General features: G+C 73.2%; 22 protein-coding genes. 12 read left to right on the top strand and 10 right to left on the bottom strand.

All coding sequences use genetic code 11. The features are described 5' to 3' along the window. Positions 1-3: 3 nt before the first annotated feature. From E1293_RS01855 to E1293_RS01845, 3 genes are read right to left on the bottom strand one after another with little or no spacing between them, the layout of a single operon-like run. On the bottom strand, positions 4-327 hold the full coding sequence (locus tag E1293_RS01855) for a hypothetical protein (RefSeq protein WP_132193082.1): 324 nt from the start codon (positions 325-327) through the stop codon (positions 4-6). Next, the gene (locus tag E1293_RS01850; RefSeq protein WP_132193080.1) at positions 311-1,609 is read right to left on the bottom strand and encodes an aromatic ring-hydroxylating oxygenase subunit alpha; all 1,299 of its coding nucleotides are present in this window, start codon (positions 1,607-1,609) and stop codon (positions 311-313) included. Before E1293_RS01850 ends, E1293_RS01855 begins: the two co-directional genes overlap by 17 nt. Before the next feature lie 5 nt (positions 1,610-1,614). Beyond that, complete coding sequence (locus E1293_RS01845; RefSeq protein WP_132193078.1) at positions 1,615-2,145, bottom strand: carboxymuconolactone decarboxylase family protein; 531 nt, start codon at positions 2,143-2,145, stop codon at positions 1,615-1,617. A 232-nt stretch (positions 2,146-2,377) separates the two neighbouring features. Here E1293_RS01845 and E1293_RS01840 point away from each other — a divergent pair, with 232 nt between their 5' ends. The 9 genes from E1293_RS01840 to E1293_RS01800 all read left to right on the top strand — a co-directional run bounded on the left by E1293_RS01840 (position 2,378) and on the right by E1293_RS01800 (position 10,461). Beyond that, the gene (locus E1293_RS01840; protein WP_132193076.1) at positions 2,378-3,751 is read left to right on the top strand and encodes an ABC transporter substrate-binding protein; all 1,374 of its coding nucleotides are present in this window, start codon (positions 2,378-2,380) and stop codon (positions 3,749-3,751) included. Next, the gene (locus E1293_RS01835) at positions 3,751-5,862 is read left to right on the top strand and encodes a branched-chain amino acid ABC transporter permease (protein WP_132193074.1); all 2,112 of its coding nucleotides are present in this window, start codon (positions 3,751-3,753) and stop codon (positions 5,860-5,862) included. The genes E1293_RS01840 and E1293_RS01835 overlap by 1 nt, the downstream gene beginning before the upstream one ends. Then, complete coding sequence (locus E1293_RS01830) at positions 5,843-6,553, top strand: ABC transporter ATP-binding protein (RefSeq protein WP_132193072.1); 711 nt, start codon at positions 5,843-5,845, stop codon at positions 6,551-6,553. The genes E1293_RS01835 and E1293_RS01830 overlap by 20 nt, the downstream gene beginning before the upstream one ends. Next, on the top strand, positions 6,550-7,257 hold the full coding sequence (locus E1293_RS01825; RefSeq protein WP_132193070.1) for an ABC transporter ATP-binding protein: 708 nt from the start codon (positions 6,550-6,552) through the stop codon (positions 7,255-7,257). The genes E1293_RS01830 and E1293_RS01825 overlap by 4 nt, the downstream gene beginning before the upstream one ends. Continuing rightward, entirely contained in the window at positions 7,254-7,664 is a 411-nt protein-coding gene (locus E1293_RS01820; protein ID WP_207938620.1) for a hypothetical protein, read from the top strand. Before E1293_RS01825 ends, E1293_RS01820 begins: the two co-directional genes overlap by 4 nt. Beyond that, on the top strand, positions 7,661-7,972 hold the full coding sequence (locus E1293_RS01815; RefSeq protein ID WP_132193068.1) for a hypothetical protein: 312 nt from the start codon (positions 7,661-7,663) through the stop codon (positions 7,970-7,972). The genes E1293_RS01820 and E1293_RS01815 overlap by 4 nt, the downstream gene beginning before the upstream one ends. Positions 7,973-7,984: 12 nt before the next feature. Next, positions 7,985-9,280 (top strand): amidohydrolase family protein, encoded by a 1,296-nt coding sequence (locus E1293_RS01810; protein WP_132193066.1) that lies wholly within the window; start codon positions 7,985-7,987, stop codon positions 9,278-9,280. A gap of 93 nt (positions 9,281-9,373) precedes the next feature. After that, the gene (locus E1293_RS01805) at positions 9,374-9,985 is read left to right on the top strand and encodes a TetR/AcrR family transcriptional regulator (protein ID WP_132193064.1); all 612 of its coding nucleotides are present in this window, start codon (positions 9,374-9,376) and stop codon (positions 9,983-9,985) included. A 29-nt stretch (positions 9,986-10,014) separates the two neighbouring features. Beyond that, a complete protein-coding gene (locus E1293_RS01800; RefSeq protein WP_132193062.1) occupies positions 10,015-10,461 on the top strand; it encodes a hypothetical protein in 447 nt (148 codons plus the stop codon). Positions 10,462-10,476: 15 nt separating this feature from the next. Here E1293_RS01800 and E1293_RS01795 read toward each other — a convergent pair whose 3' ends face one another. Then, positions 10,477-11,505, bottom strand: coding sequence for an NAD(P)H-dependent amine dehydrogenase family protein (locus E1293_RS01795; RefSeq protein WP_132193060.1), 1,029 nt, complete (start codon positions 11,503-11,505; stop codon positions 10,477-10,479). Between the two features lie 22 nt (positions 11,506-11,527). On the opposite strand from E1293_RS01795, the gene E1293_RS01790 reads away from it, so the two are divergent. Next, complete coding sequence (locus tag E1293_RS01790) at positions 11,528-12,379, top strand: NAD(P)-dependent oxidoreductase (RefSeq protein ID WP_341770168.1); 852 nt, start codon at positions 11,528-11,530, stop codon at positions 12,377-12,379. 14 nt (positions 12,380-12,393) lie between these two features. Here the strand turns inward: E1293_RS01790 and E1293_RS01785 are convergent, their stop codons facing one another. The 4 genes from E1293_RS01785 to E1293_RS01770 are packed head-to-tail and all read right to left on the bottom strand — an operon-like array spanning position 12,394 to position 16,069. Beyond that, positions 12,394-12,582 carry a ferredoxin gene (locus tag E1293_RS01785; protein WP_132193056.1) on the bottom strand — a complete coding sequence of 63 codons (189 nt, stop codon included), beginning with the start codon at positions 12,580-12,582 and terminating at the stop codon, positions 12,394-12,396. Next, entirely contained in the window at positions 12,582-13,865 is a 1,284-nt protein-coding gene (locus tag E1293_RS01780) for a cytochrome P450 (RefSeq protein WP_132193054.1), read from the bottom strand. The genes E1293_RS01785 and E1293_RS01780 overlap by 1 nt, the downstream gene beginning before the upstream one ends. Before the next feature lie 56 nt (positions 13,866-13,921). Then, entirely contained in the window at positions 13,922-14,692 is a 771-nt protein-coding gene (locus tag E1293_RS01775) for an SDR family NAD(P)-dependent oxidoreductase (RefSeq protein ID WP_132193052.1), read from the bottom strand. A 24-nt stretch (positions 14,693-14,716) separates the two neighbouring features. Beyond that, positions 14,717-16,069, bottom strand: a complete 1,353-nt coding sequence (locus tag E1293_RS01770) for a cytochrome P450 (protein WP_132193050.1) — start codon at positions 16,067-16,069, stop codon at positions 14,717-14,719. A 154-nt stretch (positions 16,070-16,223) separates the two neighbouring features. On the opposite strand from E1293_RS01770, the gene E1293_RS01765 reads away from it, so the two are divergent. Together E1293_RS01765 and E1293_RS01760 are read left to right on the top strand one after the other, a co-directional pair. Continuing rightward, positions 16,224-17,717, top strand: a complete 1,494-nt coding sequence (locus E1293_RS01765; protein ID WP_132193048.1) for an aldehyde dehydrogenase family protein — start codon at positions 16,224-16,226, stop codon at positions 17,715-17,717. Position 17,718: 1 nt separating this feature from the next. Further along, the gene (locus tag E1293_RS01760) at positions 17,719-18,264 is read left to right on the top strand and encodes a DoxX family protein (protein WP_132193046.1); all 546 of its coding nucleotides are present in this window, start codon (positions 17,719-17,721) and stop codon (positions 18,262-18,264) included. Here E1293_RS01760 and E1293_RS01755 read toward each other — a convergent pair. Together E1293_RS01755 and E1293_RS01750 are read right to left on the bottom strand one after the other, a co-directional pair. Next, positions 18,251-19,660, bottom strand: coding sequence for an amidohydrolase family protein (locus tag E1293_RS01755; protein WP_207938619.1), 1,410 nt, complete (start codon positions 19,658-19,660; stop codon positions 18,251-18,253). The genes E1293_RS01760 and E1293_RS01755 overlap by 14 nt on opposite strands. Further along, positions 19,657-20,907, bottom strand: a complete 1,251-nt coding sequence (locus E1293_RS01750; protein WP_132193044.1) for a CoA transferase — start codon at positions 20,905-20,907, stop codon at positions 19,657-19,659. Before E1293_RS01750 ends, E1293_RS01755 begins: the two co-directional genes overlap by 4 nt. Positions 20,908-20,925 lie beyond the last annotated feature (18 nt).

Here is a 20,925-nt window from a genome sequence, read left to right as displayed (position 1 = left end):
CATCTAGACCACGGGCTCCGAGATCAGGTCGAGGTAGGCGGCGCCGCTGTCGGGGACGCGCGGCTGCTTCCACACCTCGACGGGGAACGACACCATGACCAGCGACTGCATGAGGTGGAGCAGGCTCCGCGCGTCGTCGGGCAGGTCGTCCCAGGGGAAGGAGTCGATGTAGGCGATCGCGTCCTCCAGCCGTGCGAAGGCGGCGTCGTAGAAGGACTGCATCTCGTCCATGGAGGCGGCCAGCCGCTTGGCGTAGCGTTCCGGCTCGGTGGCAAGGGCCCAGGCCGCGTACGGCCGCAGGTCGGCGAAGTCAGCGGGCAGCGGCATCGAGGTCCTCCTCGGCCTTGTGCTCGTCGACCCGGTGCGCCTCGACCCGGTCGCGGGCGACCTTGTGCAGGTTGCGCAGGAGGATCTCCTGGTCGTTGAGCGGGAACTCGGTGACGGCGCGGCTCTTGAGCATGGTCTGGGTGGCCTCCAGCGTGTTGGCGTCCTGGAGGGCGTACTCCTTGAACGTCACGGCCGCGAGTTCCTGGCCCAGGCGCTCGCGGGCGTTGGCGGGCGGGACGAAGTGGAGGCTGGTCTCGAAGACGTGCCTGTCCACGGCGGTAGGCCAGTAGTGGTAGGTCAGGTACCAGCCGGGTGCCCAGACCAGCAGCATGAAGTTGGGGAAGAAGGTGAAGGAGTCGGTTCCCCACGCCCGGTGCCGCGCCGGGTTGAGGCCGGGCGGCAGCGGGTCCAGCCCCTCGATGCCGGGACGGTCCCACGGGCCGAACAGGCCGCTGCGCAGCGCGCGCTCGATCGGCTTGACCATCGAGGGGTCCTTGGGCGGCGCCATGCCTCCCCAGGACGAGATCATCGAGTGCGGGCTTCTCAGCTCGTAGTGCAGCGCCTCGAAGCCGACGTTGAACAGCTTGTCGGCCTCGCCCTTGACCGCCTGCTTCTGGTGCAGGACGGGCGCGTGGTAGAACTCGGCGAACGCGTCGACGAACAGCTTCCAGTTGCTGCCGATCTCGGCCCGGTAGGTGTAGACCTCGGTCATCTCGTGGAAGGGGTAGCCCTCCAGGCCCTTGCCCAGCTCGCCGAGGTAGTCCGCCAGCGGCTGCGCGCCCGGGTCGAGGTTGACGAAGACGAACCCCTCCCAGATCTCGCAGCGCACCTGCTTCAGGCCGTAGTCGCCCTTGTCGACGCCGAAGAACTCCTCCTCCTGCTGGATGAAGGTCAGCCGGCCCTCCAGGTCGTACCGCCATGCGTGGTACTTGCAGGTGAACTGGCGGCAGACGCCCTTGACCTCTTCGCCGGGATAGTCGTTCCACACGAGCTTGTTGCCGCGATGCCGGCAGATGTTGTGGAAGGCGCGGACCTCCTTGTCCTTGCCCCGCACGATGATGAGCGAGGTGTCGGCGACGGCGAGCTCCTTGGTGAAGTAGGACCCGGTCCTCGGCACCTGCTCCACGCGTCCGACGTTCAGCCAGGTCCGCTTGAAGATCGCCGCACGCTCGGCCTCGTAGTGGGCGGGGTCGATCGAGTCGGTGTAGGAGACGGGGCCGGTGCCGAGCTCCGGGTACTGCTCGGTCCAGCTTCCCGCCTCGGGTTTCGCGAAGTGGGGCACGGGGGCTACCTCTCCTTGTCGGGCTCGACGCCGAAGGTGTTGAAGGCCATCGCGAGCATGGCGTAGGTCCCGACCGTGAAGACCAGGTCCATCAGCTGCCGCTCGTCCAGGTGCTCGCCGAGCGCGGCCCAGGTCCGGTCGCAGATGCCGGAGTCGCGCTCCAGCTCGTCGACGGCGGCGAGGACCGCGGCCTCCAGAGCGCCGCCGGCCTCGCCGCGCCCGGCCGCGTCGATCTCGTCGGGGGACAGGCCCGCCTCGGTCGCGAGCTTCACGTGCTCGGTCCACTCGTACGCGCACCCGCGCCTGCGCGCGACGCGCAGGATCGCCAGTTCGCGGAGCCGGTCCGGCAGCGTGGACCGCATCATCAGGTACCCGCTGAAGGGCAGGAACCGCTTCGTCAGCCGCGGATGGCGCACGAGCGTGGCCAGGGCGTTGCCGGCGCCGCGCGGGTTGAGCAGGTGCTCGGGCAGCAGGACCGCCAGCGCCGCGCGCGCGTTTTCGTCCCACTGCTCGGCCGGCAGCGGCGGCAGGCGCATGGGCCGCCCCTCTCGTTGAGGAGAATTAGATTCTCGGTTTCCGAATCGCAGATTCTCACGCGGGAGCGGCCGCCGTCAACCGGTCCGCCCGTCCGCACTGATCACGTGATTCAACAAATACGGATCCTTGATTCTCCATGAGTGAGAAGCTAGTTTCCTTGCAGCGGTACGGGACCCGGGAGCCGGTGGTCGCCCGTTCCGCAGCGGCTCGGGGACACCGAGGAGGAGACCCGTGAGAACGCCGACGACCATCGCCGCCCTCGTGGCGGTCGCCGTGCTCGCCGCCGGATGCGGCCGCAGCGGCAGCGGCGGGGAGCAGGCGTCCGAGGGCGGCGGGCAGAAGCCGGCCGTGTCCGCGGGCTTCGGCGACCTCAAGGACGTGTGCGGGCCCGGGAGCCCGGCGAAGTCGCCGGCCCAGGGGGTGACCAAGGACTCGATCGGCGTCGGCGTCTTCAGCGACGTCGGGTTCACCAAGAACCCGGAGCTGGCGGACGCCGCGAAGGTCTTCACCTCCTGGTGCAACGAGCTGGGCGGCGTCAAGGGCCGCAAGCTCGTCCCGCACGTCCGCGACACCAAGATGATGGAGGTCCGGCAGCGGATGCTCGAGTCCTGCAAGCAGGACTTCGCGCTGGTCGCCGGCGGCGCCGCGCTCGACGGCATGGGCACCAAGGACCGGCTGTCCTGCCTGCTGCCCGACTTCCCGGCCCAGGTCAGCATGGTGCAGAACAACGGCTCGGACCTGCAGTTCGGCCAGACGGGCGGCGTCTCCTACAACCGCTACCAGGGCTACTGGGAGTGGCTGCTGAAGGACGCCTACCCCGGCTCGAAGGGCTCCGTCGGCATCATCTCGGGCGACTCCCCGGTCACCCACGTGCTGGGCGCCCAGGCCCGGGAGGCGCTCACGGCGATGGGCGGGAAGATCGCCTACAACGACCTCTATCCCGCGCAGGGCGTCTCCGACTGGACCCCCTACGCCCAGTCCATCAAGAGCAAGGGCGTCAAGGGACTCATCTTCTACGGGGACTTCACCAGCCTGGCCAAGCTGGAGCAGATCCTCACCGGCATCGGCTACAAGCTCGACTGGATCGACGCGAACAACAACGCCTACCTTCCGCAGTTCATCAAGCTGGCGGGGCCGTCGCTGAAGTTCCAGAACAACTTCGCCGATCTGAGCGGCCTGCAGCCGCTGGAGACCGCCGCCAGCAACCCCGCGACGAAGAAGGTCCAGGACCTGTACAAGCGGTACGCGCCGGACGCCGCTCTGACGAGCGTGGCCCTGCGCGCCTTCTCGGCGTGGCTGCTGTTCGCCAAGTCCGCCGCCACCTGCGGCGACGACCTGACCCGCAAGTGCGCCTACGAGGCCGCGCGCAAGGAGACCGCGTGGACCGCCGGCGGTCTGCAGGCCCCCGTCGATCTGTCGAAGCAGGACGTCCCGCTGGCCTGCTTCAACGTCGAGAAGGCCACGCCGGAAGGCTGGAAACCCGCCGGCTTCAAGCCCGACAAGGGCCCGTACCGGTGCAGTGCCCCCGCATACAAGTACACCGGCGACTACGGCAGGCCGCTGACCCTCGCCGACGTCGGTAAGAGCATGAACGACCTCAAGTAATGGAGCAGTTCCTCGCGTTCGGGATCGTCGGCCTGAGCACCGCCGCGATATACGCGGTCATCGGAAGCGGGCTGGTGCTGACCTACGTCACCACGGGCGTGTTCAACTTCGCCCACGGCGCCGCGGGCATGCTGGCGGCCTTCGCCTACTGGCAGCTGTCCGCCGGCTGGGGGTGGCCGGTGCCGGTCGCCCTCGCCGTGGTCCTGCTCGTCCTCGCCCCCGCCTTCGGGCTCTTCGTCGAGCGGGTGCTGCTGCGCCCCGTCCAGCACCTGGGCGAGGTGGAGCGGATGGTGATGATGGTCGCGCTGCTGAGCGGCCTCATCGCGGCGGCCCGGTGGATCTGGAACCCCAACGAGGCCCGGCCGCTGCCGGTCTTCTTCGCCGACCGGGCGCCCCTGCGCGCCGGCCCGGTCACGATCACCTGGCACCAGGCCCTCACGATGGCGGTCGCGGTGGTGGCCGCAGTGGGCCTGTGGGCCCTGCTGAACCGCACCCGCACGGGCGCGGAGATGCGCGCGACCGTCGACGACCGGGCGCTCGCCGGGCTCACCGGCGCCGATCCCGTCCGCGCGAACCGGGTCGCCTGGATCCTCGGCACGCAGCTCGCCGCGGCCGGCGGCATCCTCATCGCGCCTGCGGTCGCGCTGGACGCCCGGCAGCTCTCCCTGCTGATCGTCAGCGCCTACACGGCGGCGATCTTCGGACGGCTGCGCAGCCTGCCGCTGACCTTCCTCGGCGCGGTCGTCGTCGGGTGCCTGGAGAGCTACCTGACCGGCTACCTGCCGCAGAACGCCTACCTCCCCGGGCTGCGGCTGGCCGCGCCCGCGCTGCTGCTGTTCGCGGCGCTGCTGCTGTTCCCGCACCGCCGGCTGCGCGGCCGGGACCGGCGCCTGGCACCGGTCCCGGCGCCGTCGGCGCGCGGAGCGCTGGTGTTCGCCGCGTCGGTCGCGGCGCTCGGTGCTGTGCTGGCGACCGTCCTGCAGGGCAAGGACCTCATCACGCTCGGGCCGCTGCTGCCGCTCGGCATCGTCGCGCTGTCCTACGTCCCGCTGGCGGGCTACGCGGGCCAGATATCGCTGTGCCAGCTCAGCATGGCCGGGATTGGCGCGGTCGTGTGGGCGCACCTCGGCGCGGGCGGGCAGCCGTGGGCGCTGGTGGTCGCCGTCCTGGTCTCGGCGCTGGTGGGCGCGCTGGTCGCGCTGCCGGCGCTGCGCCTGTCCGGCGTGTACCTGGCGCTCGGCACGGCGGCGTTCACGGTCGTCCTCGACCGGTGGATCTTCACCCTGCCGTCCTTCGACGTGCTCGGCGTGCGGATCTCCATGTTCGACCAGGGGTCGCTGGAGGTGTCCGGCCCGTCGCTCCTCGGCCTGCGGCTGGACGGCGAGCGCGAGCTGATGGTGCTGTCCGCCGTCTGCCTCGCCCTGGTCTCGCTGGGGGTGGCCGTGCTCCGCCGCGGCCGGTTCGGGCGCCGGCTGATCGCGCTGCGCGACAGCGAGGCCGCCTACGCCACGCTCGGCGGGAACCTGCTCGCCGCCAGGGTGGCGGTGTTCGCGCTGGCCGCCGGGATCGCCGGGTTCGGCGGCGCGCTCTACGGCATGCAGCTGCGCACGATCACCGCCGAGCAGTTCAGCCTCGTCGCCGGGCTCCCGATCTTCCTCATCGCGGTCATCGGCGGCCTCGGCTACGTGGGGAACGGGCTGTTCTCCGGTACGGCGTTCGTGGGGCCGAACATCCTGCTCGGCCTGGCGTCCTGGACGCAGAACGTCGTCGCGGTCCTGCCCGCCCTGGCCGGCATGGGTCTCGGCCACAGCCCCGACGGCCTCGTGCCCCGGCTCCGCCGCGAGTGGGAGCCCGTCGCCCGGGACCGCGTCGTCCTGCCCGCCGTGCTCTGCGTCCTCGCGCTGGCGTGGCTGCTGCGGATCGCGGACGCGGTCAACGGCTGGCTGCTGCTGGCCGGTGCACTGGCCGGGGCGCTGGCACTGCGGGGCTGGGCGGCGGCGCGGCGCGGCGCGGCGGCTGAGCCGGAGATCCCGGTCGAGTGGTGGGGCGTGCGGCGGCCGTGGCGCGCCGAGGACGGGGAGGTGCTGGCCCGTGGCATCGCTCGAGGTTGAGGGCGTGACCGTCTCCTACGGCGGGAACCTCGCCCTCGACGGCGTCGGCTTCGCCGCCGAGCGGGGCCGCGTCACCGGCCTGATCGGGCCGAACGGGGCGGGCAAGAGCACCCTGTTCGACGTCGTGTCCGGGCTGCGCCGCCCCTCGTCGGGACGGGTCCTGCTCGACGGCCGGGACGTCACCCGGATGGGGCCCGCGCGGCGGGCCCGGCGCGGGCTGGCCCGGACGTTCCAGCGGCTGGAGCCGTTCGGCCGGCTGAGCGTCCGCGACAACCTGCTCGTCGCCGCGGAGCTCGGCCCCGCGCGGCGGCACCCCGGCCGGGTCGCCGACGGCATCGTCCACCGGCTCGGGCTGGCCGAGGTCGCCGGCGCCCCGGCCGACACGCTGCCCACCGGCGTCGCCCGCCTCGTCGAGGTGGGCCGCGCGCTGGCGGTGCGTCCGGCGCTGCTGCTCCTCGACGAGCCCGCGGCCGGGCAGGACGCCGCCGAGACCCGGCGGTTCGCGGAACTGCTGCGCGCGCTGGCCGGCGACGGCGTCGCCGTCGTCCTCGTGGAGCACGACATGGGGCTGGTCATGAGCGTGTGCGACGAGGTCCACGTGCTCGACCTCGGGAAGGTCATCGCGGTCGGCCCGCCCGAGGCGATCCGGACCGACGAGACCGTCCTCGCGGCCTACCTGGGGGAGTCGTGAGCGCACTGCTCGAACTGCGCGGCGTGCGCGCCGCCCATGGGCGGATCACCGTCCTGCACGGGGTGAGCCTGAGCGTCGCCGCCGGGGAGGTGGTGGCCCTGCTCGGACCGAACGGGGCCGGGAAGACCACCATCCTGCGCGTCGCGGCCGGGGTCCATCCGGCCGAGTCCGGGCGGCTGCTGCTCGGCGGCCGGGACGTCACCGGGGCCCGGCCGGGCGACCTGGCCCGCGCGGGCGTCTGCCTGATCCCCGAGGGCCGCGGCGTGTTCCCCAACCTCTCGGTCCGCGACAACCTGCTGATGATGACCTTCGCGGGCCGCACCCGCGCGGAGATCGAGGAGATCGCCTTCACGCGCTTCCCCGTCCTCGCCGGGCGAGCCGGGCAGACGGCCGGGACCCTGTCGGGCGGCGAGCAGCAGATGCTCGCGCTCGCCCGGGGCCTGGCCACCGACCCGGCGGTGCTGCTGCTGGACGAGCTGTCCATGGGCCTCGCGCCGCTGGTCGTCGGCCGGCTGTACGAGCAGGTCGCCGAGATCGCCCGGCAGGGCGTTGCGGTGCTGGTCGTCGAGCAGTTCGCCGCCGCCGTCCTCGGCATCGCCGACCGCGCCGCCGTGCTGGTGCGCGGCCGGATCGAACGGCAGGGCGACCCCGGCGACGGGCTGCGCGCCGAACTGTCCGCCCTCTACCTGGGGAGTGCCACATGAGCACGCCTGGAACGTCCACCGAACCCGGCCGCAATGAGAACGGACCCGCCGCGGGCCCACCGGACGAGGCGCGCGCGGACCGCTTCGTCCGGGAGCTGGCGGAGTTGAAGATCCCCGACCCGGCGGCCGGGCGGGCCGCGCTGTGGCTGCGGCTCGGCGCGGTGCTGATGGCGGCCGGCGTGGCGCTGGCCGCGGCCGCCTACGCGGTCTCGCACGGCACCCGCGACCCGCTGCTGCAGCGCGACGCCATCACGCTCGGCCTCGGCGGCGTGACCGCCGCGGTCGCCGGGTCCGCGCTGTTCCTGCGCTACTCGCTGACCGGGTTCCTGCGCTTCTGGATGGCCCGGCAGTCCTACGACCTCGCCCGGCTCGCCGACCGCCTGCTCGAAAGGGAGGCCCGCCGATGACCGCGCGCACCGGCGACCAGCTCGCCAGCACCGTCTCCGGCACCCGGGTGATCGTCGTGCGCGCCCCCGCCGATGGCGCGCCGGAGATCGCCTGCGGCGGGAGCCCGATGGTGCCCGCCTCGGCCCTGGACGGCACCGCGACCTCTCCGCCGTCCCGCGAGGAGGCCGCGACGCTCATCGGCAAGCGCTACGTGAACGCCGCCGGGACGCTCGAACTGCTCTGCACCGCCTCCGGGGCGGGCGAGCTGAGCTGCGACGGCGCCCCGATGACCCTCAAGACGGCCAAGCCCCTGCCCGCCTCCGACTGAAGGGAAAACGCCATGAAACGCGACGACATGATCCTGATCAGCGTCGACGACCACATCATCGAGCCGCCCGACATGTTCGTGAACCATCTGCCGAAGAAGTACCAGGACGACGCGCCGCAGCTCGTCCACCGCGACGACGGCTCCGACGTCTGGAAGTTCCGCGACACCGTCATCCCCAACGCCGCGCTCAACGCGGTCGCGGGACGCCCGAAGGAGGAGTACGGCCTGGAGCCGCAGGGCCTGGACGAGATCCGCCCCGGCTGCTACGACGTGCACGAGCGGGTCAAGGACATGAACGCCGGCGGCATCCTGGCCTCGATGAACTTCCCGTCGTTCCCCGGCTTCGCGGCGCGGCTGTTCGCCACCGAGGACTCCGACTTCTCCCTCTCCCTCGTCCGGGCCTACAACGACTGGCACATCGACGAGTGGTGCGGCGCCCACCCGGGCCGGTTCATCCCGATGGCGCTGCCCGTGATCTGGGACCCGCAGCTGTGCGCCGACGAGGTGCGCCGGGTCGCGGCCAAGGGATGCCACTCGCTGACGTTCAGCGAGAACCCGGCCGCGATGGGGTACCCGAGCTTCCACAGCGACCACTGGGACCCGCTGTGGCGGGCGCTGGTCGACACCGGCACGATCCTGAACGTGCACATCGGCTCGTCCGGCCGGCTGTCGATCCCCGCCGTCGACTCCCCGCCGGACGTCATGATCACCCTGCAGCCGATGAACATCGTGCAGGCCGCCGCCGACCTGCTGTGGTCCCGCGTCATCAAGGAGTTCCCCGGCATCAGGATCGCGCTGTCGGAGGGCGGCACCGGCTGGATCCCCTACTTCCTGGAGCGGGTCGACCGGACCTTCGAGATGCACGCGACGTGGACGCTGCAGGACTTCGGCGGCAAGCTGCCCAGCGAGGTGTTCCGTGACCACTTCCTGACCTGCTTCATCAGCGACCCGCTCGGGGTCCGGCTCCGCCACGACATCGGCATCGGCAACATCTGCTGGGAGGCCGACTACCCCCACAGCGACTCGATGTGGCCGGGCGCCCCCGAGGAGCTGCACGAGGTGCTGGAACGCGAGTCGGTCCCCGACGACGACATCGACAAGATGACCCACCGGAACGCGATGCGCTGGTACTCCTTCGACCCGTTCACGCACATCCCGCGCGAGCAGGCCACGGTCGGCGCGCTGCGGAAGGCCGCGGAGGGGCACGACGTGTCGATCCAGTCCCGCAGCACCCGGCTGATCGCCCCGGAGGAGAAGCTTGAGGCGTACCGCTCGCGGGCACGGGCGGCGGTGGCCGCGGCCGAGTGACGGCCCGCTGACGAAAGTTTCCCGCAGGTGACCCTTGTCACACCCGGGCAACCAACCTAATGTACCTTCAGTAGGTTTTCCCGAGGGGGTCCGTTGAGCGATCCGCGCCCGTACGCAGCCCTCCTCGCGAAGGGCGAGGACCGGCGGCAGCGCATCCTGGCCGCCGCGCAGCGCCTGCTGCGCACCCACGGGTGGCGTGGCATCACGCTCGGCCAGATCGCCCGGGAGGCCGGGGTCAGCCCGGCGGGCCTGCTGCACCACTTCCAGTCCAAGGAGCAGCTGCTCCACTCCGCGCTCGACGTCAGGGACGCCGATGACGACGCACGGGCGGACCGGACGTCGGACGACATCGTCGAGCAGCTGCGACGCGTCCCCGGGCGGTTCCTGGAGGCGCCGGACCTGATCGGCATGTTCGCCGTCCTCCAGATGGAGAACCTCGATCCCGCCGCCCCGCTGCACAACCGCTTCCTCGGCCGGTACCGGGCGGCCGTGGAGACCATCGCCGGCACCATCCGGCGGGGTCAGCGCTCGGGCCGGTACCGCACGGACCTGGATCCGGCCGTCAAGGCCGTGGAGATCGCCGCCTTTCTCAACGGGATAGAGGCATCATGGCTGCTCGACCCTTCGATCCCGCTGATCGAGGTCTTCAGGGAGTACACCGGATCGCTCGCCCGGCAGCTCGCCGCACCGCGCGACGGTGCCTGAGGAACCGGCTCCTGGTCGTCGCCCCCAGCATGGCCGAGGCGGTCCGCTGCGCGGGGGGCTGGCTGTTCGACCGCGTGATGGCCGGCTGGGACGTCACGGTCCTCACGCCGGACCACGCCGACCCCCGGCCGCTGCGCATCCTCGGCGCCCGCGCCGCCGACCTCGACTGCGCGCTCGCCTCGCCCGTCCGCGGGCCGCGCCCGAAGGCGATCGCGGTGTGCGCCGGCCTGTACGGGTCGGACGCGCGGGTCAGGCGGCTGGTGCTGAGCGTGCTGGACGAGGAGCTGGTCGAGGTCACGCTCTGGGACGGCGAGGCCGTGCCGGACGAGGCGGCCGGGCAGGCGACCTGGCAACCGCACCGGCTCAGCGTGGCCGCACGCGCCTTCAAGGCTCAGGCCATGGCGGCCGCCGCCGTCCCCGGCGACGCGGGCTCGGCGACCGAGTTCTTCCGCCTGGGCGAGCCGGCCAAGGCCTGAGGGCGGGCCCGGCGGTCAGCCGAGCGAGGCGAGGATGTGGGGCAGGTCCGCCGTCGTCCTGATGCCGGGCGACGCCGCGCAGACGACCGGCACCGCGTTGACCGCGCGGTTCGCGGTGTAGGCGGGCGACACCTCCGCCATCCGCTCGATGGGCACGGGGAAGCGCATGTCGATGTCGAGCGGGGCGTCCCCGTCGACCGCGATGTGCCAGCCGGTCGCCCGGACGTCCCACGCGGGGAGCAGGTCCGCGGTGCAGTACCAGACGGCGCGGAAGCGCAGCACCGCCCGGCCGCCGCGCAGGCCGGAAACCGTGATCCGCTGCGCGGCCACCGTGCCCGCCGCCAGCTCGCCCGCGGCGATGCGGACGCGACGGCCCGCCGTGGCGATCTCGCCGTCCGCCTCCACCGAGTCGAGCGGCATCGACAGCGCCTCCGCCACCGCGCGCAGGGACGGGCCGAAGCTGACCCGCCCGTGCGAGAGCCGCCGCTCGTCGAAGGCCGCGGGCGGCCGGCCGAAGCCCATCACGTCGAACAGCAGGCCCGGCGAGTCGCGCCGCGACAGGTCCGCGAACTCGCTGATCGTCAAACCGTCCAGGCGCCGCTGGATGGACGCCAGCGCCAGCGGGACGGCCTCGCTGATGAATCCCGGGCTGCTGCCGGTGCTGTGGATCGAGGCCGCGCCGCGCTCGCACGCCGCCTCGACCCGCCCGCGGACCTCGGGCGGGACGCTGCCGGGGTGGTGGAACTCGCCGCGCGTGGTGACGACGTTCGCGCCGGACTCCAGCAACCGGCAGACCTCGCCGACGTCGAGGGCCCGCGGCATGTAGAGGACGCAGTCGGCGTCGAGCCCCAGGATCTCGTCGATGTCGCACGTCGCGGTGACGCCGGTGGCGCCGAGCCCGCACAGCTCGCCGGCGTCGCGTCCCGCCTTGCCGGGCGTATGGACGTGGACGCCCGCCAGGGCCAGGTCCGGATGCTCGATGACGCCCCGGAGGGCGCGGGCGCCGATGTTGCCGGTGGCCCACTGGACGACGCGATGGCTCACACGAGAATGCTAATCTCGTTATCTGAGAGGGTCAATATCGCCGGTCGAGGAGGCAGGCATGCGCATCGGGTTCGTCGGTGCCGGGCGGATGGGCCGCCCCATGGTGGAGCGGCTCGTCCGCGCGGGGCACGAGGTCCGCGCGCTCGGACGGTCGCCCGCTGCGCGCGCCGCGCTCGAAGCCCTGGGAGCGCGCCCCGTCGCCCGCGCGGCTGGCGCCGTCGAGGACGCGGACGCCGTCATGGTGTGCGTGTTCAGCGACGAGCAGGTCCAAGACGTCTGCCTCGGCGGCGGCCTGCTCTCCGCGATGGCGGCCGGGTCGGTCGTCGTCCTGCACACCACCGGGAGCCCGGACACGGCGGTCGCCGTCGCCGGGCGCGCCGCGCCGCACGGCGTCCGGGTGGTCGACTGCCCGGTCAGCGGCGGGCCCCACGACATCGCGGCCGGCCGGCTGACCCTCTTCGCGGGCGGCGCCGCGGACGACGTCGCCAAGGTGGAGCCGGCCCTGCGGGCCTATGGCGACCCGGTCGTGCATGTGGGCGGGCTCGGTGCGGGCCAGCGCGTGAAACTGGTCAACAACGCCCTGTTCGCCGCGCAGATAGGGCTGCTCGCCGAGGCCGTCCGCCTCGCGGGGCGGCTGGGCGTGGAGGAGGCCGCCCTGCTCGGCGCGCTTCCCCACGCCAGCAGTGCGAGCCGCGCGCTCTCCGGGGTCGCGGGCAGAGGCTCGGTGGCGGCGTTCGCGCAGGCGGTAGGCGGTTTCCTGACCAAGGACGTCGACGTCGTCCGGGCGGTCGCGGCCGAGCACGGCGGCGGGCTCGGCGCCCTCGACGGCGCGCTCGACGCGCTGGACGACGTCCTGAGAAACCGCGAACCCTGACACCGGCCCGCGCGTCAGGTCTCGCTGATCGCCCGCTCCGGGCACTGCGCGATCGCGGCGCGCGCCATCTCCTCGGAGCCGGGCGGAACCTCCGGCGTCAGCACCTCGGAGTATCCGTCCTCGCCGAGGTCGAACACCTCCGGGCACAGCGCGCAGCAGATCCCGTGCCCCCGGCAGCGGTCCTCGTCGACCGTGACCTTCATCAGGCCTTGTCCTCCGCCCGCGTGAACTCCAGGGTCAGATGGGTCAGGCCCCGGAGGATGTGGGTCGGGACGTAGCGGTAGCGCCGGTCGTCCGCGGGGCCGTGCGCCCGTTCGGAGACGCGTATGCCGGTCGTCCGGTCGAGGAGCCGCTCGATGCCCACGCGGGCCTCCGCCCGTGCCAGCGGTGCGCCGGGGCAGGTGTGCGCGCCGCGCCCGAAGGCGATGTGCCGGCGGGCGTTCTTGCGGGACGGGTCGAACGCCGCAGGGTCCTCGAACTGGCGGGGATCGCGGTTCGCCGCCGCGTTCACCAGCATCAGCGTCGTGCCCGCCGGGACGTCGACGCCGCCCACCGCGGTCGGCACGCGGGCCAGCCGGAAGTCGCCCTTGATCGGGCTCTCGACGCGGAGGGTCTCCTCGATGAAGTTCGGGATCGCGTCCCGGTCGGACCGCAGCCGCTCCTGCAGCGCGGCGTCCTCGGCGATCAGCTTCAGCGCCGAGCCGAGCAGCCGGACGGTCGTCTCCTGGCCCGCCGCGAAGACGTTGGAGGCGACGCGGACCACGTCCTGGACGTCGGGCGTCGAACCGTCCGGGAACGTCGCGGTGGCCAGCCCGGTGAGGACGTCGTCGCGGGGCTCGCGGCGGCGGTCCTCGATGTAGGGGACGAACCGGTCGTACAGGAACTCCAGCGGGCTGTGCGCCAGCGCCCGGTCGCCGGTGCCGCCGATGCCGCCGCCTGACGCCCGCCGCAGCGTCCGGGCGAAGTCGTCGCGGTCCTGCTCCGGCATGCCGAGCAGGTCGGCGATGACCAGCAGCGTGAACGGCGCCGCGAACCCGTCGATCGCGTCGCCTTCGCCGCCGTCGAGGAAGCCGTCCAGGACCCGGTCGGCGAGCCGCCACATGGACGCCTCGTTCTCCTTGAGCCGCTTAGGTGTGATCAGCCGCATCAGCAATGCGCGGTGCGCGGTGTGCAGGGGCGGGTCCAGCGTCGGGAGCTGGTCGCTCATCGGCAGCTCGTCGCGGTGCCGCTCGATCAGGTCGGAGACGTCGTCGCCGTCCAGCGGGACCGGGAACCCGGGGAAGGGACCGGTGACCGAGACGCACGAGGAGAACGTCTCGGTGTCGTTGTACACCTGGAGCGCCTCGTCGTAGCCCGTCACCATCAGCACGTCGTGGTGCGGTTCGCGCTGGACCGGGCACCGGCTCCGCAGGGCCTCGAAGTACGGATAGGGGTCCGCGACGGCTTCGTCGTCCCGGAAGAAGTCGAAGTCTTCGAAATCCTTCACCGACCGGCGTCCTTTCGTCGTACAGCTCAAGACAGGATGGTTCCCGGGTCCCCGGGTCAGGTGTTGCGGCCGCCGTTGACGCCGATCACCTGCCCGGTCACGTAGCCCGCCTCCTCCGACACCAGGAACGCGCACGCCGCGGCGATGTCCTCGGGGCGGCCCGGCCGTCCCACCGGGGTGCGGTCCGCGTGCTCCTCGACGGTGCCGCCGAGCAGTCCCTTCCGCTCCGACGCGCGGAGCATCGGGGTGTCGACGAAGCCGGGCGGGATCGTGTTCACCGTGATGCCGGCCGGCCCGAGCTCCAGCGCGAGCGCCTTGGTGAAGCCGATGAGGCCCGCCTTGGACGCCACGTAGTGCGTCATGAACTGCTGCCCCGACTGCGCGCTGGAGGAGGAGATGTTCACGATCCGGCCCCAGCCGGCGCCGATCATGTCCGGCACCACAGCCTGGGCGCAGTAGAAGGGACCGTTCAGGTTGACCGCCATGACCCGGTCCCAGACCTCGTCGGTGATGTGCAGGAACTTCTTGAACCCGGTCAGCCCGGCGTTGTTGACCAGCACGCCGACCGGGCCGAGCGTGTCGCGGACCCGCCGCGCCGCCGCGTCCACCTGCGCCCGGTCCGACACGTCGACGCCCCCGAACGCGGCCGCCTCGTGTCCCTTGTCGCGCGCCTCGCCGGCCACCCGCTCCGCCGCGCCTGCGTCGAGGTCCAGGACCGCGGTCGCGAACCCGTCCTCGGCGAGCCGGTGGACGATGGCCCGCCCGATGCCCGAGCCGCCGCCGGTCACGACCGCCGTCCGCCGCACGCTCGCGTCGCCTTCGCTCATGCCCGCTCCACTCACGCCTCTCCGCTAGATCCGCGCCGCGGCCTTGCGCCGCGTGACGGGTTCGGCGAGCCGCTGCTCGTCGCAGGCCTTCTGGAGGACGGCGAGGGTCTCCGCGAGCCCGGGACCGGCCGGCGGGTGCGGCTCGAACGTCGCGGGCAGGTTGCGCATGCCCTGGATGACGCCGATGGTCTCGTAGTGGACGGTGCCCGCCGGGTCGCAGCGGTAGCCGGGCATGCGGTCCAGCACCTGGGCGAGCATGCGCTTGAACACGGTGCGGGCGACGTTCGAGCCGATGCAGCGGTGGATGCCGAGGCCGAACGAGTGGTGCCGGTTGCCCGACCGCGCGAGGTCGATCCGGTCGGGGTCCTCGAACACCGACGGGTCCCGGTTGGCCATCGCCCAGGACAGCCAGATGCGCTCGCCCTCCTTGAAGCTGGTTCCGGCGAGCTCGCAGTCCTGGGAGAAGGTGCGCCCGTCCCCGGGTGCAGGGGTGAAGTAGCGCAGGAACTCCTCGGTGGCCGGGTCCAGCAGGGTGCCGCGCTCGCGCGAGAGGCGCTCCCGCTCGTCCGGGTGCTCCGACAGCCACTCCAGCGCGTGCGCGGTCAGTGCCGTCGTCGTGTCGAACCCGCCGCCGATGACCAGCGCGAGCACGCCGAGCAGCTCCAGGTCGTCCGGCCGCGCGCCGTTGATCTCGGCGCGGACCAGCGCGTCGATCATGCCGGGACGCGGGTGCTCGCGGATCGCGGCCATCTCGGCGGCGAGGTCCCCGTACAGGGCCACTTGCTGCTCGCGGACGCGGGGCATCTCCGGTGAGGCCGGCGGCGTGTACACCGAGGCGTGGGTCGGCTCGCTGTAGATCGCCCATCTGTCCACCGGGACGCCCAGCATCGCCAGGGTGAGCACGGCGGGCACGATGTTGGCCAGGTCGTCGACGAAGTCGATGCGCCCGCTCGCGGACTTCTCGTCCAGGCAGGCGCGCACCACCTCGTCGACGAACGGGATCCAGCGGTTCACGGCGGCGGGGGACAGGTAGGGGTTCAGCGCCTGCCGGTAGTGGCGCTGCTCGGGCGGGTCCATCTCCAGGAAGCCGCCCCGGACCACCGGCGGCGGATCCGCGGTCGGGATGGTGATGCCCTTGTACCCGCGCCGCTCGCCCTTCAGGTCGTGGTCGTTCGACAGCTTGTCGGCCGACCGGGCCAGCTCGAACACCTCCGCGGCGCCGGAGGCCACCCAGTGCCCGTCGTAGGTGTCCGACCAGGCGACCGGGCACTCGCGGTGCAGCTCATGGGTGATGGCGGTGAACCGCCTGCGGTACTCGGCGGTGTGCCGGTCGAACTGGTAGCGCTTGGTCTTGCGGGCCTCGTCGTCCACGCTCACGGCGTCGTCCTCCCTGGGGCGGCGGGCGGTCCCGGTCGCAGAACTTACTTTTCATTTTCGAGAACAATACTCTCAAACTTTGCCCGACCGGAAGAGGGCTTGATGTAGGTATTCTCTTCTCAGAGAATGAGGTTTCCAGACGCGAGGAGGCGGGATGGGATCCCAGCGGCACGGCGGACCGGAGCCGGGGGCGTCCGCCGGCGAGGCGGGCGGCGCGCGCCTGCTGATCGGCGGGCGCCTGGTGGCGGGGGAGCGGACGTACCCGTCGGTGAACCCGGCCACCGGGGAGATCCTCGGGCACGCGCCCGACGCCACGGTCGCCCAGGCGGGCGCCGCCGTGGACGCGGCCCGCCGCGCGTTCGACACCACCGCCTGGCCGGCCGACGCCGCACTGCGCGTCCGGTGCCTGGAGCAGCTGTACCGGGTGCTGGTCGAGCACAAGGAGGAGCTGCGGGAGGTGACGATCGCCGACACCGGCGCGCCTCGCATCGTGACGCACGGCGCCGGGCTCGACGAGCCGCTGGAGATCGTCCGCTACTACGCGGACCTGCTGCGCGGCCGCTCCTTCACCGAGGACCTCGGCGAGATCGAGTCCCGCGGGCGGCGGCACCGCCGGTGGGTGGAGCAGGAGGCCGCCGGGGTCGTCGCCGCGATCACCGCGTACAACTACCCGAACCAGCTCGCGCTGGCCAAGCTGGCCCCCGCGCTGGCGGCCGGTTGCACGGTGGTGCTGAAGGGTGCGCCGGACACGCCGCTGGTGACGCTGGCGCTGGCCGGGCTGATCGCCGAGCACACCGACATCCCGCCCGGCGTGGTGAACGTGCTGACCTCCGCGGGGGCGGCGGTCGGCAAGGCGCTGACCACCCATCCCGGCGTGGACGTGGTCACCTTCACCGGGTCCACCGCCACCGGCCGCCAGATCATGGCCGCCGCGAGCGAGACCGTGAAGCGGGTCTTCCTCGAACTCGGCGGCAAGTCGGCGATGATCGTGCTGGCCGACGCCGACTTCGACATGATCGCGATGATGGCGGCGTTCACCATCTGCTCGCACGCCGGGCAGGGCTGCGCGATCACGTCCCGGCTCCTGGTGCCGCGCGGCCACCACGACGCGATCGTCGAACGGGTCGCCGCCCAGCTCGCCGGCGTCCCCTACGGCGACCCCGCCAAGCCCGAGACCTACATGGGGCCGCTGATCAGCGAGCGGCAGCGGGACAAGGTGGACGCGATGGTGCGCCGCGCGGTCGAGGCGGGCGCCAAGCTTGTGACGGGTGGGGAGAAGGTCGATCCCGGGTTCTTCTACACCCCGACGCTGCTGAGCGGCGTGGACCCCGACAGCGAGATCGCGCAGGAAGAGGTCTTCGGACCCGTTCTCGCCGTCATCCCCTACGACGACGAGGACGACGCCGTCCGCATCGCCAACAACTCCGCCTACGGGCTCTCCGGCGCCGTGCACGGCGCAGACGAGGAACGGGCGGTCGCCGTCGCCCGGCGGATCCGCACCGGCACGCTTAGCATCAACGGCGGCAGCTACTTCGCGCCCGACGTCCCCTTCGGCGGCTTCAAGCAGTCGGGGATCGGCCGCGAGATGGGAGCCGCCGGCCTGGAGGAGTTCCTGGAACGCAAGGCGTTCGCCACGGTGGTCACCTGAAATGGCGGCAGACGCGGCGGGCATCGACATCGCGTCCCTGGTCCTTCGGGTGTCGGTGGGCGGCACGCTGGTGGCGCATGGGTGGAACCATGCGTTCGGTGGCGGGAGGATCGCGGGTACGGCGGGCTGGTTCGAGTCGATGGGGTTGCGGCCGGGGCGGTTGCACGCGTTGATGGCGACGGGCACGGAGCTGGGTGCCGGGGTGGTGTTGTTGCTGGGTCTGCTCACGCCGCTGGCGGCGGCCGGGGCGGTCGGGACGATGGCGGTGGCGTTCATCACCGCGCATCTGCGCAACGGGTTCTTCATCTTCCGGCCCGGTCAGGGCTATGAGTACGTCGTGATGATCATCATGGTGGCGTGCGCGCTCGGCGCCCTGGGTGGTGGCGCTGTGTCGGTGGATCGGGGGCTTGGGGTCGCCGATGACCTGTCCGGCTGGACGGGCCTGGCCATCACCGCGCTGGCCGGTGGGATCGGCGCCGCGCTTCTGCTCGCCGTCTTCTGGCGGCCCGCCCGGAAGCCGGCGGAGGACGCAGTCAGTCCCCGGTGAGGCACCCGGCGACCATGGTGCACCGGACGGCGCCCGCGTCCGGACGGCGCAGCGCCTCCGCGAGCGGCACGCGCAGCACCATCAGGTCGGCCGGGGCGCCCGGACGGACGCGCCGGACGCGGCCGCCGGGATCGTCCGGGGCGGTGAGGTAGGAGCGCAGGGCGGCGCGCGTGGTGATCGTCTCGCCCGCTCCGGCCACCGCACCGGACCGCGTGCGCCGCCGTGCGGCGGCGTCGATGACCCGCCAGGGGTCGAGCGGCCCGTAGGGGGCGTCGCTCGACAGGCCGACCGGGACGCCCGACTCGACCAGGCTGCGGCAGCGGTAGAGGTCGCCGTGGTCCCGGGCGGGGACGTCGCGCAGGTAGTCGTCGCCCCGGTCGGCGAGGAAGCCGGGCTGGGTGACCACGCGCAGCCCGAGGCGGGCCAGCTCGCCGATCGTCTCCCCGGGGACGAGGGCGGCATGCTCGACCCGGTCCCCGGCGCGGACCCCGGCCGCGTCGAGCGCGGCGAGCAGGAGCAGCAGCGCCTCCCGGGTCACGCAGTGCACCGCGACGGCGCGCCCGCACGCGTGGGCGCGCGTGATCCGCTCGGTCAGGCCGTCCAGCGGCGGCAGGCCCGAATCGGCCAGGACGATCTTGTACGGGCCGGTGGTCACCAGCGGGTCGCCGGGAGCGGGTGCGTCGAGGGGCACCCCGAGCAGATGCACTCGGGCGGGCGGTTTCCCCGTCGCGAACGCGGCCCGCGTCTCCGCCGTGAGGTCGGGCGTGGCGTCGGTGACCCCGGTGATCCCGTGCCGGGCCAGCTCGCGTCCGATGGCGCCGAGATCGGCCGGACGCCCGGCCGGCAGCCGGGTCCGGAGCCAGGCGTCGGCCCGCCACAGCCGCCCGGTGGGGACGCCGCCCGCGTCGCGTTCGATGCCCGGATGGCGGCCGGTGGCCAGGCCCGCCTCCCGTGCCGCCGCGGAGTTCAGCATCCAGAGCGCGCCGCTGCGGTGCTGAACGCGGACGGGACGGTCGGCGCGCAGCGCGTCGAGTTCCGCCGCGCCCAGATCCCCGGCGACGCTTTCGACGTAGCCGACGCCGCGCACCCACCCGTGCTCGTCGGGTACCGCCGCCCGCAGCGCCGCCGCCAGCGCGTCCCGCCCCTCGACCGAGGGAGGCCCGCACACGACCGATCGCCTCCAGGCCCACAGGGCGTGCAGATGCAGATGGTGATCCCACAGCCCGGGGAGCAGCGCGCCGCCGCGGCATTCGACGACCCGCTCCCCGCGTGCCGGCGCCAGGCGCGGACCGGCCTCGGCGATCCGGCCGCCGGCGACGCGGACATGCCCGCGCCCGCGACCGTCCACCTCCGCGTCGCGGTACAGGACCGTGGCCGCCTCCACTGGAGTTCTCACGGGATCGCGATTCCCAGCTCGCGCAGGACATCGGACGTGTCGGCGCCCATCGCGGGAGCGTCGCCGGCCGGCTCGCGGCGAACCGGGGCCTGAACGGGCTCGATCCCGTGCTCGGTCTCGATCGCCCAGCCGTCGCCGTGGGCGAGAGCCGGGACGCTCTCGGCGGGCGGATGCGGGTCGAGGGTCGCCGCCACGACGTCGGACATGGACACGTCCCACAGCATGCCGCCCCCCGGCGGTGCGGCGGCGGCCAGGACGGCGGCGGTCAGCCCGGTCAGCGGGTCCGCGATGGCGTCGCCGCAGAATAGCGGGCGCAGATCCGCGTCCCGGCAGACCAGCCCCGCCCCGGCGGCCACGTCGTCGCCGAACCCGACGCGGCCGGAGGCGCGACCGTTCGCGGTGATCGAGACCCACGTCGTCCCCGCGGCGGCGGCCGCCTCGGCGTCCAGCCCGAACCGGGCGAGAGCCCGCGGGCGCGACGCCTCGATGACGATGTCGGCGGCCTCCACCAGGGCCGCCATGGCCCGGCGGCCCGCCGTCGTCGCCGGGTCCAGCACGACGGAACGGTGGCCCGCGTGCAGGAGCCGGTAGAAGCCGGGGTCGCCATGGCGGGCGCCGTCCGGCCGGGAGGGCGTCTCGACCTTGACGACACGTGCGCCGGCCAGTCCGAGAAGGTGGGCGCAGAGCGGGCCCGCCCACAGCGCGCTGAAGTCGACGACCAGCGCGTCCTTCACCGGACGCAAGGACGCGGGCGCCGGGACGCGCGCGCCGCCGGGCGAGACCCGGACGGGACCGGCCGCGACGCCGAGAAGCTCGGCGCGTTCGGCCAGCTCCGCGCCCGTGTGTGCGTGCAGCCAGCCTTCGACCGCCGGCCACGGGTCGTCGCCGGCGTCGGCGCCCGCGAGCGCGCCGAGCAGGGCGGGGTCGTCCGGGCGGGCGCACGACACCGCAGCCCATCCGTCCGCCGCGGGCAGCAGCCGGCAGGCGCCGCCCGGCGACACGCGCCCGCGCCGCCGGTGACCGGTGAACGCGGCGCGCTCGGACAGCAGGCGGGCGCCGTTCAGCGCGGGCGCCCCCGTGGCGGCGGCGAACCGGGCGGCCATCTCCCCGGCGGCCGGCGCCGCCCGTCCCGGCGGGAGGAGGGGCGGGCCGTCCGCACAGCCCGACAGCTCCACCACACCGCTCGCAGCCCACGCCGCCGCGCAGGCCTCCGGAGCCGTGCCGCTCGTCCGCCCCGGGTTCCGCATGGGCCGACGATACTCACC

Source organism: Actinomadura darangshiensis (assembly GCF_004349235.1).
Classification (GTDB): domain Bacteria; phylum Actinomycetota; class Actinomycetes; order Streptosporangiales; family Streptosporangiaceae; genus Spirillospora; species Spirillospora darangshiensis.
The sequence above is the reverse complement of the archived record's forward strand: the minus strand, read 5'-3'. Positions and strand labels throughout refer to the sequence as shown.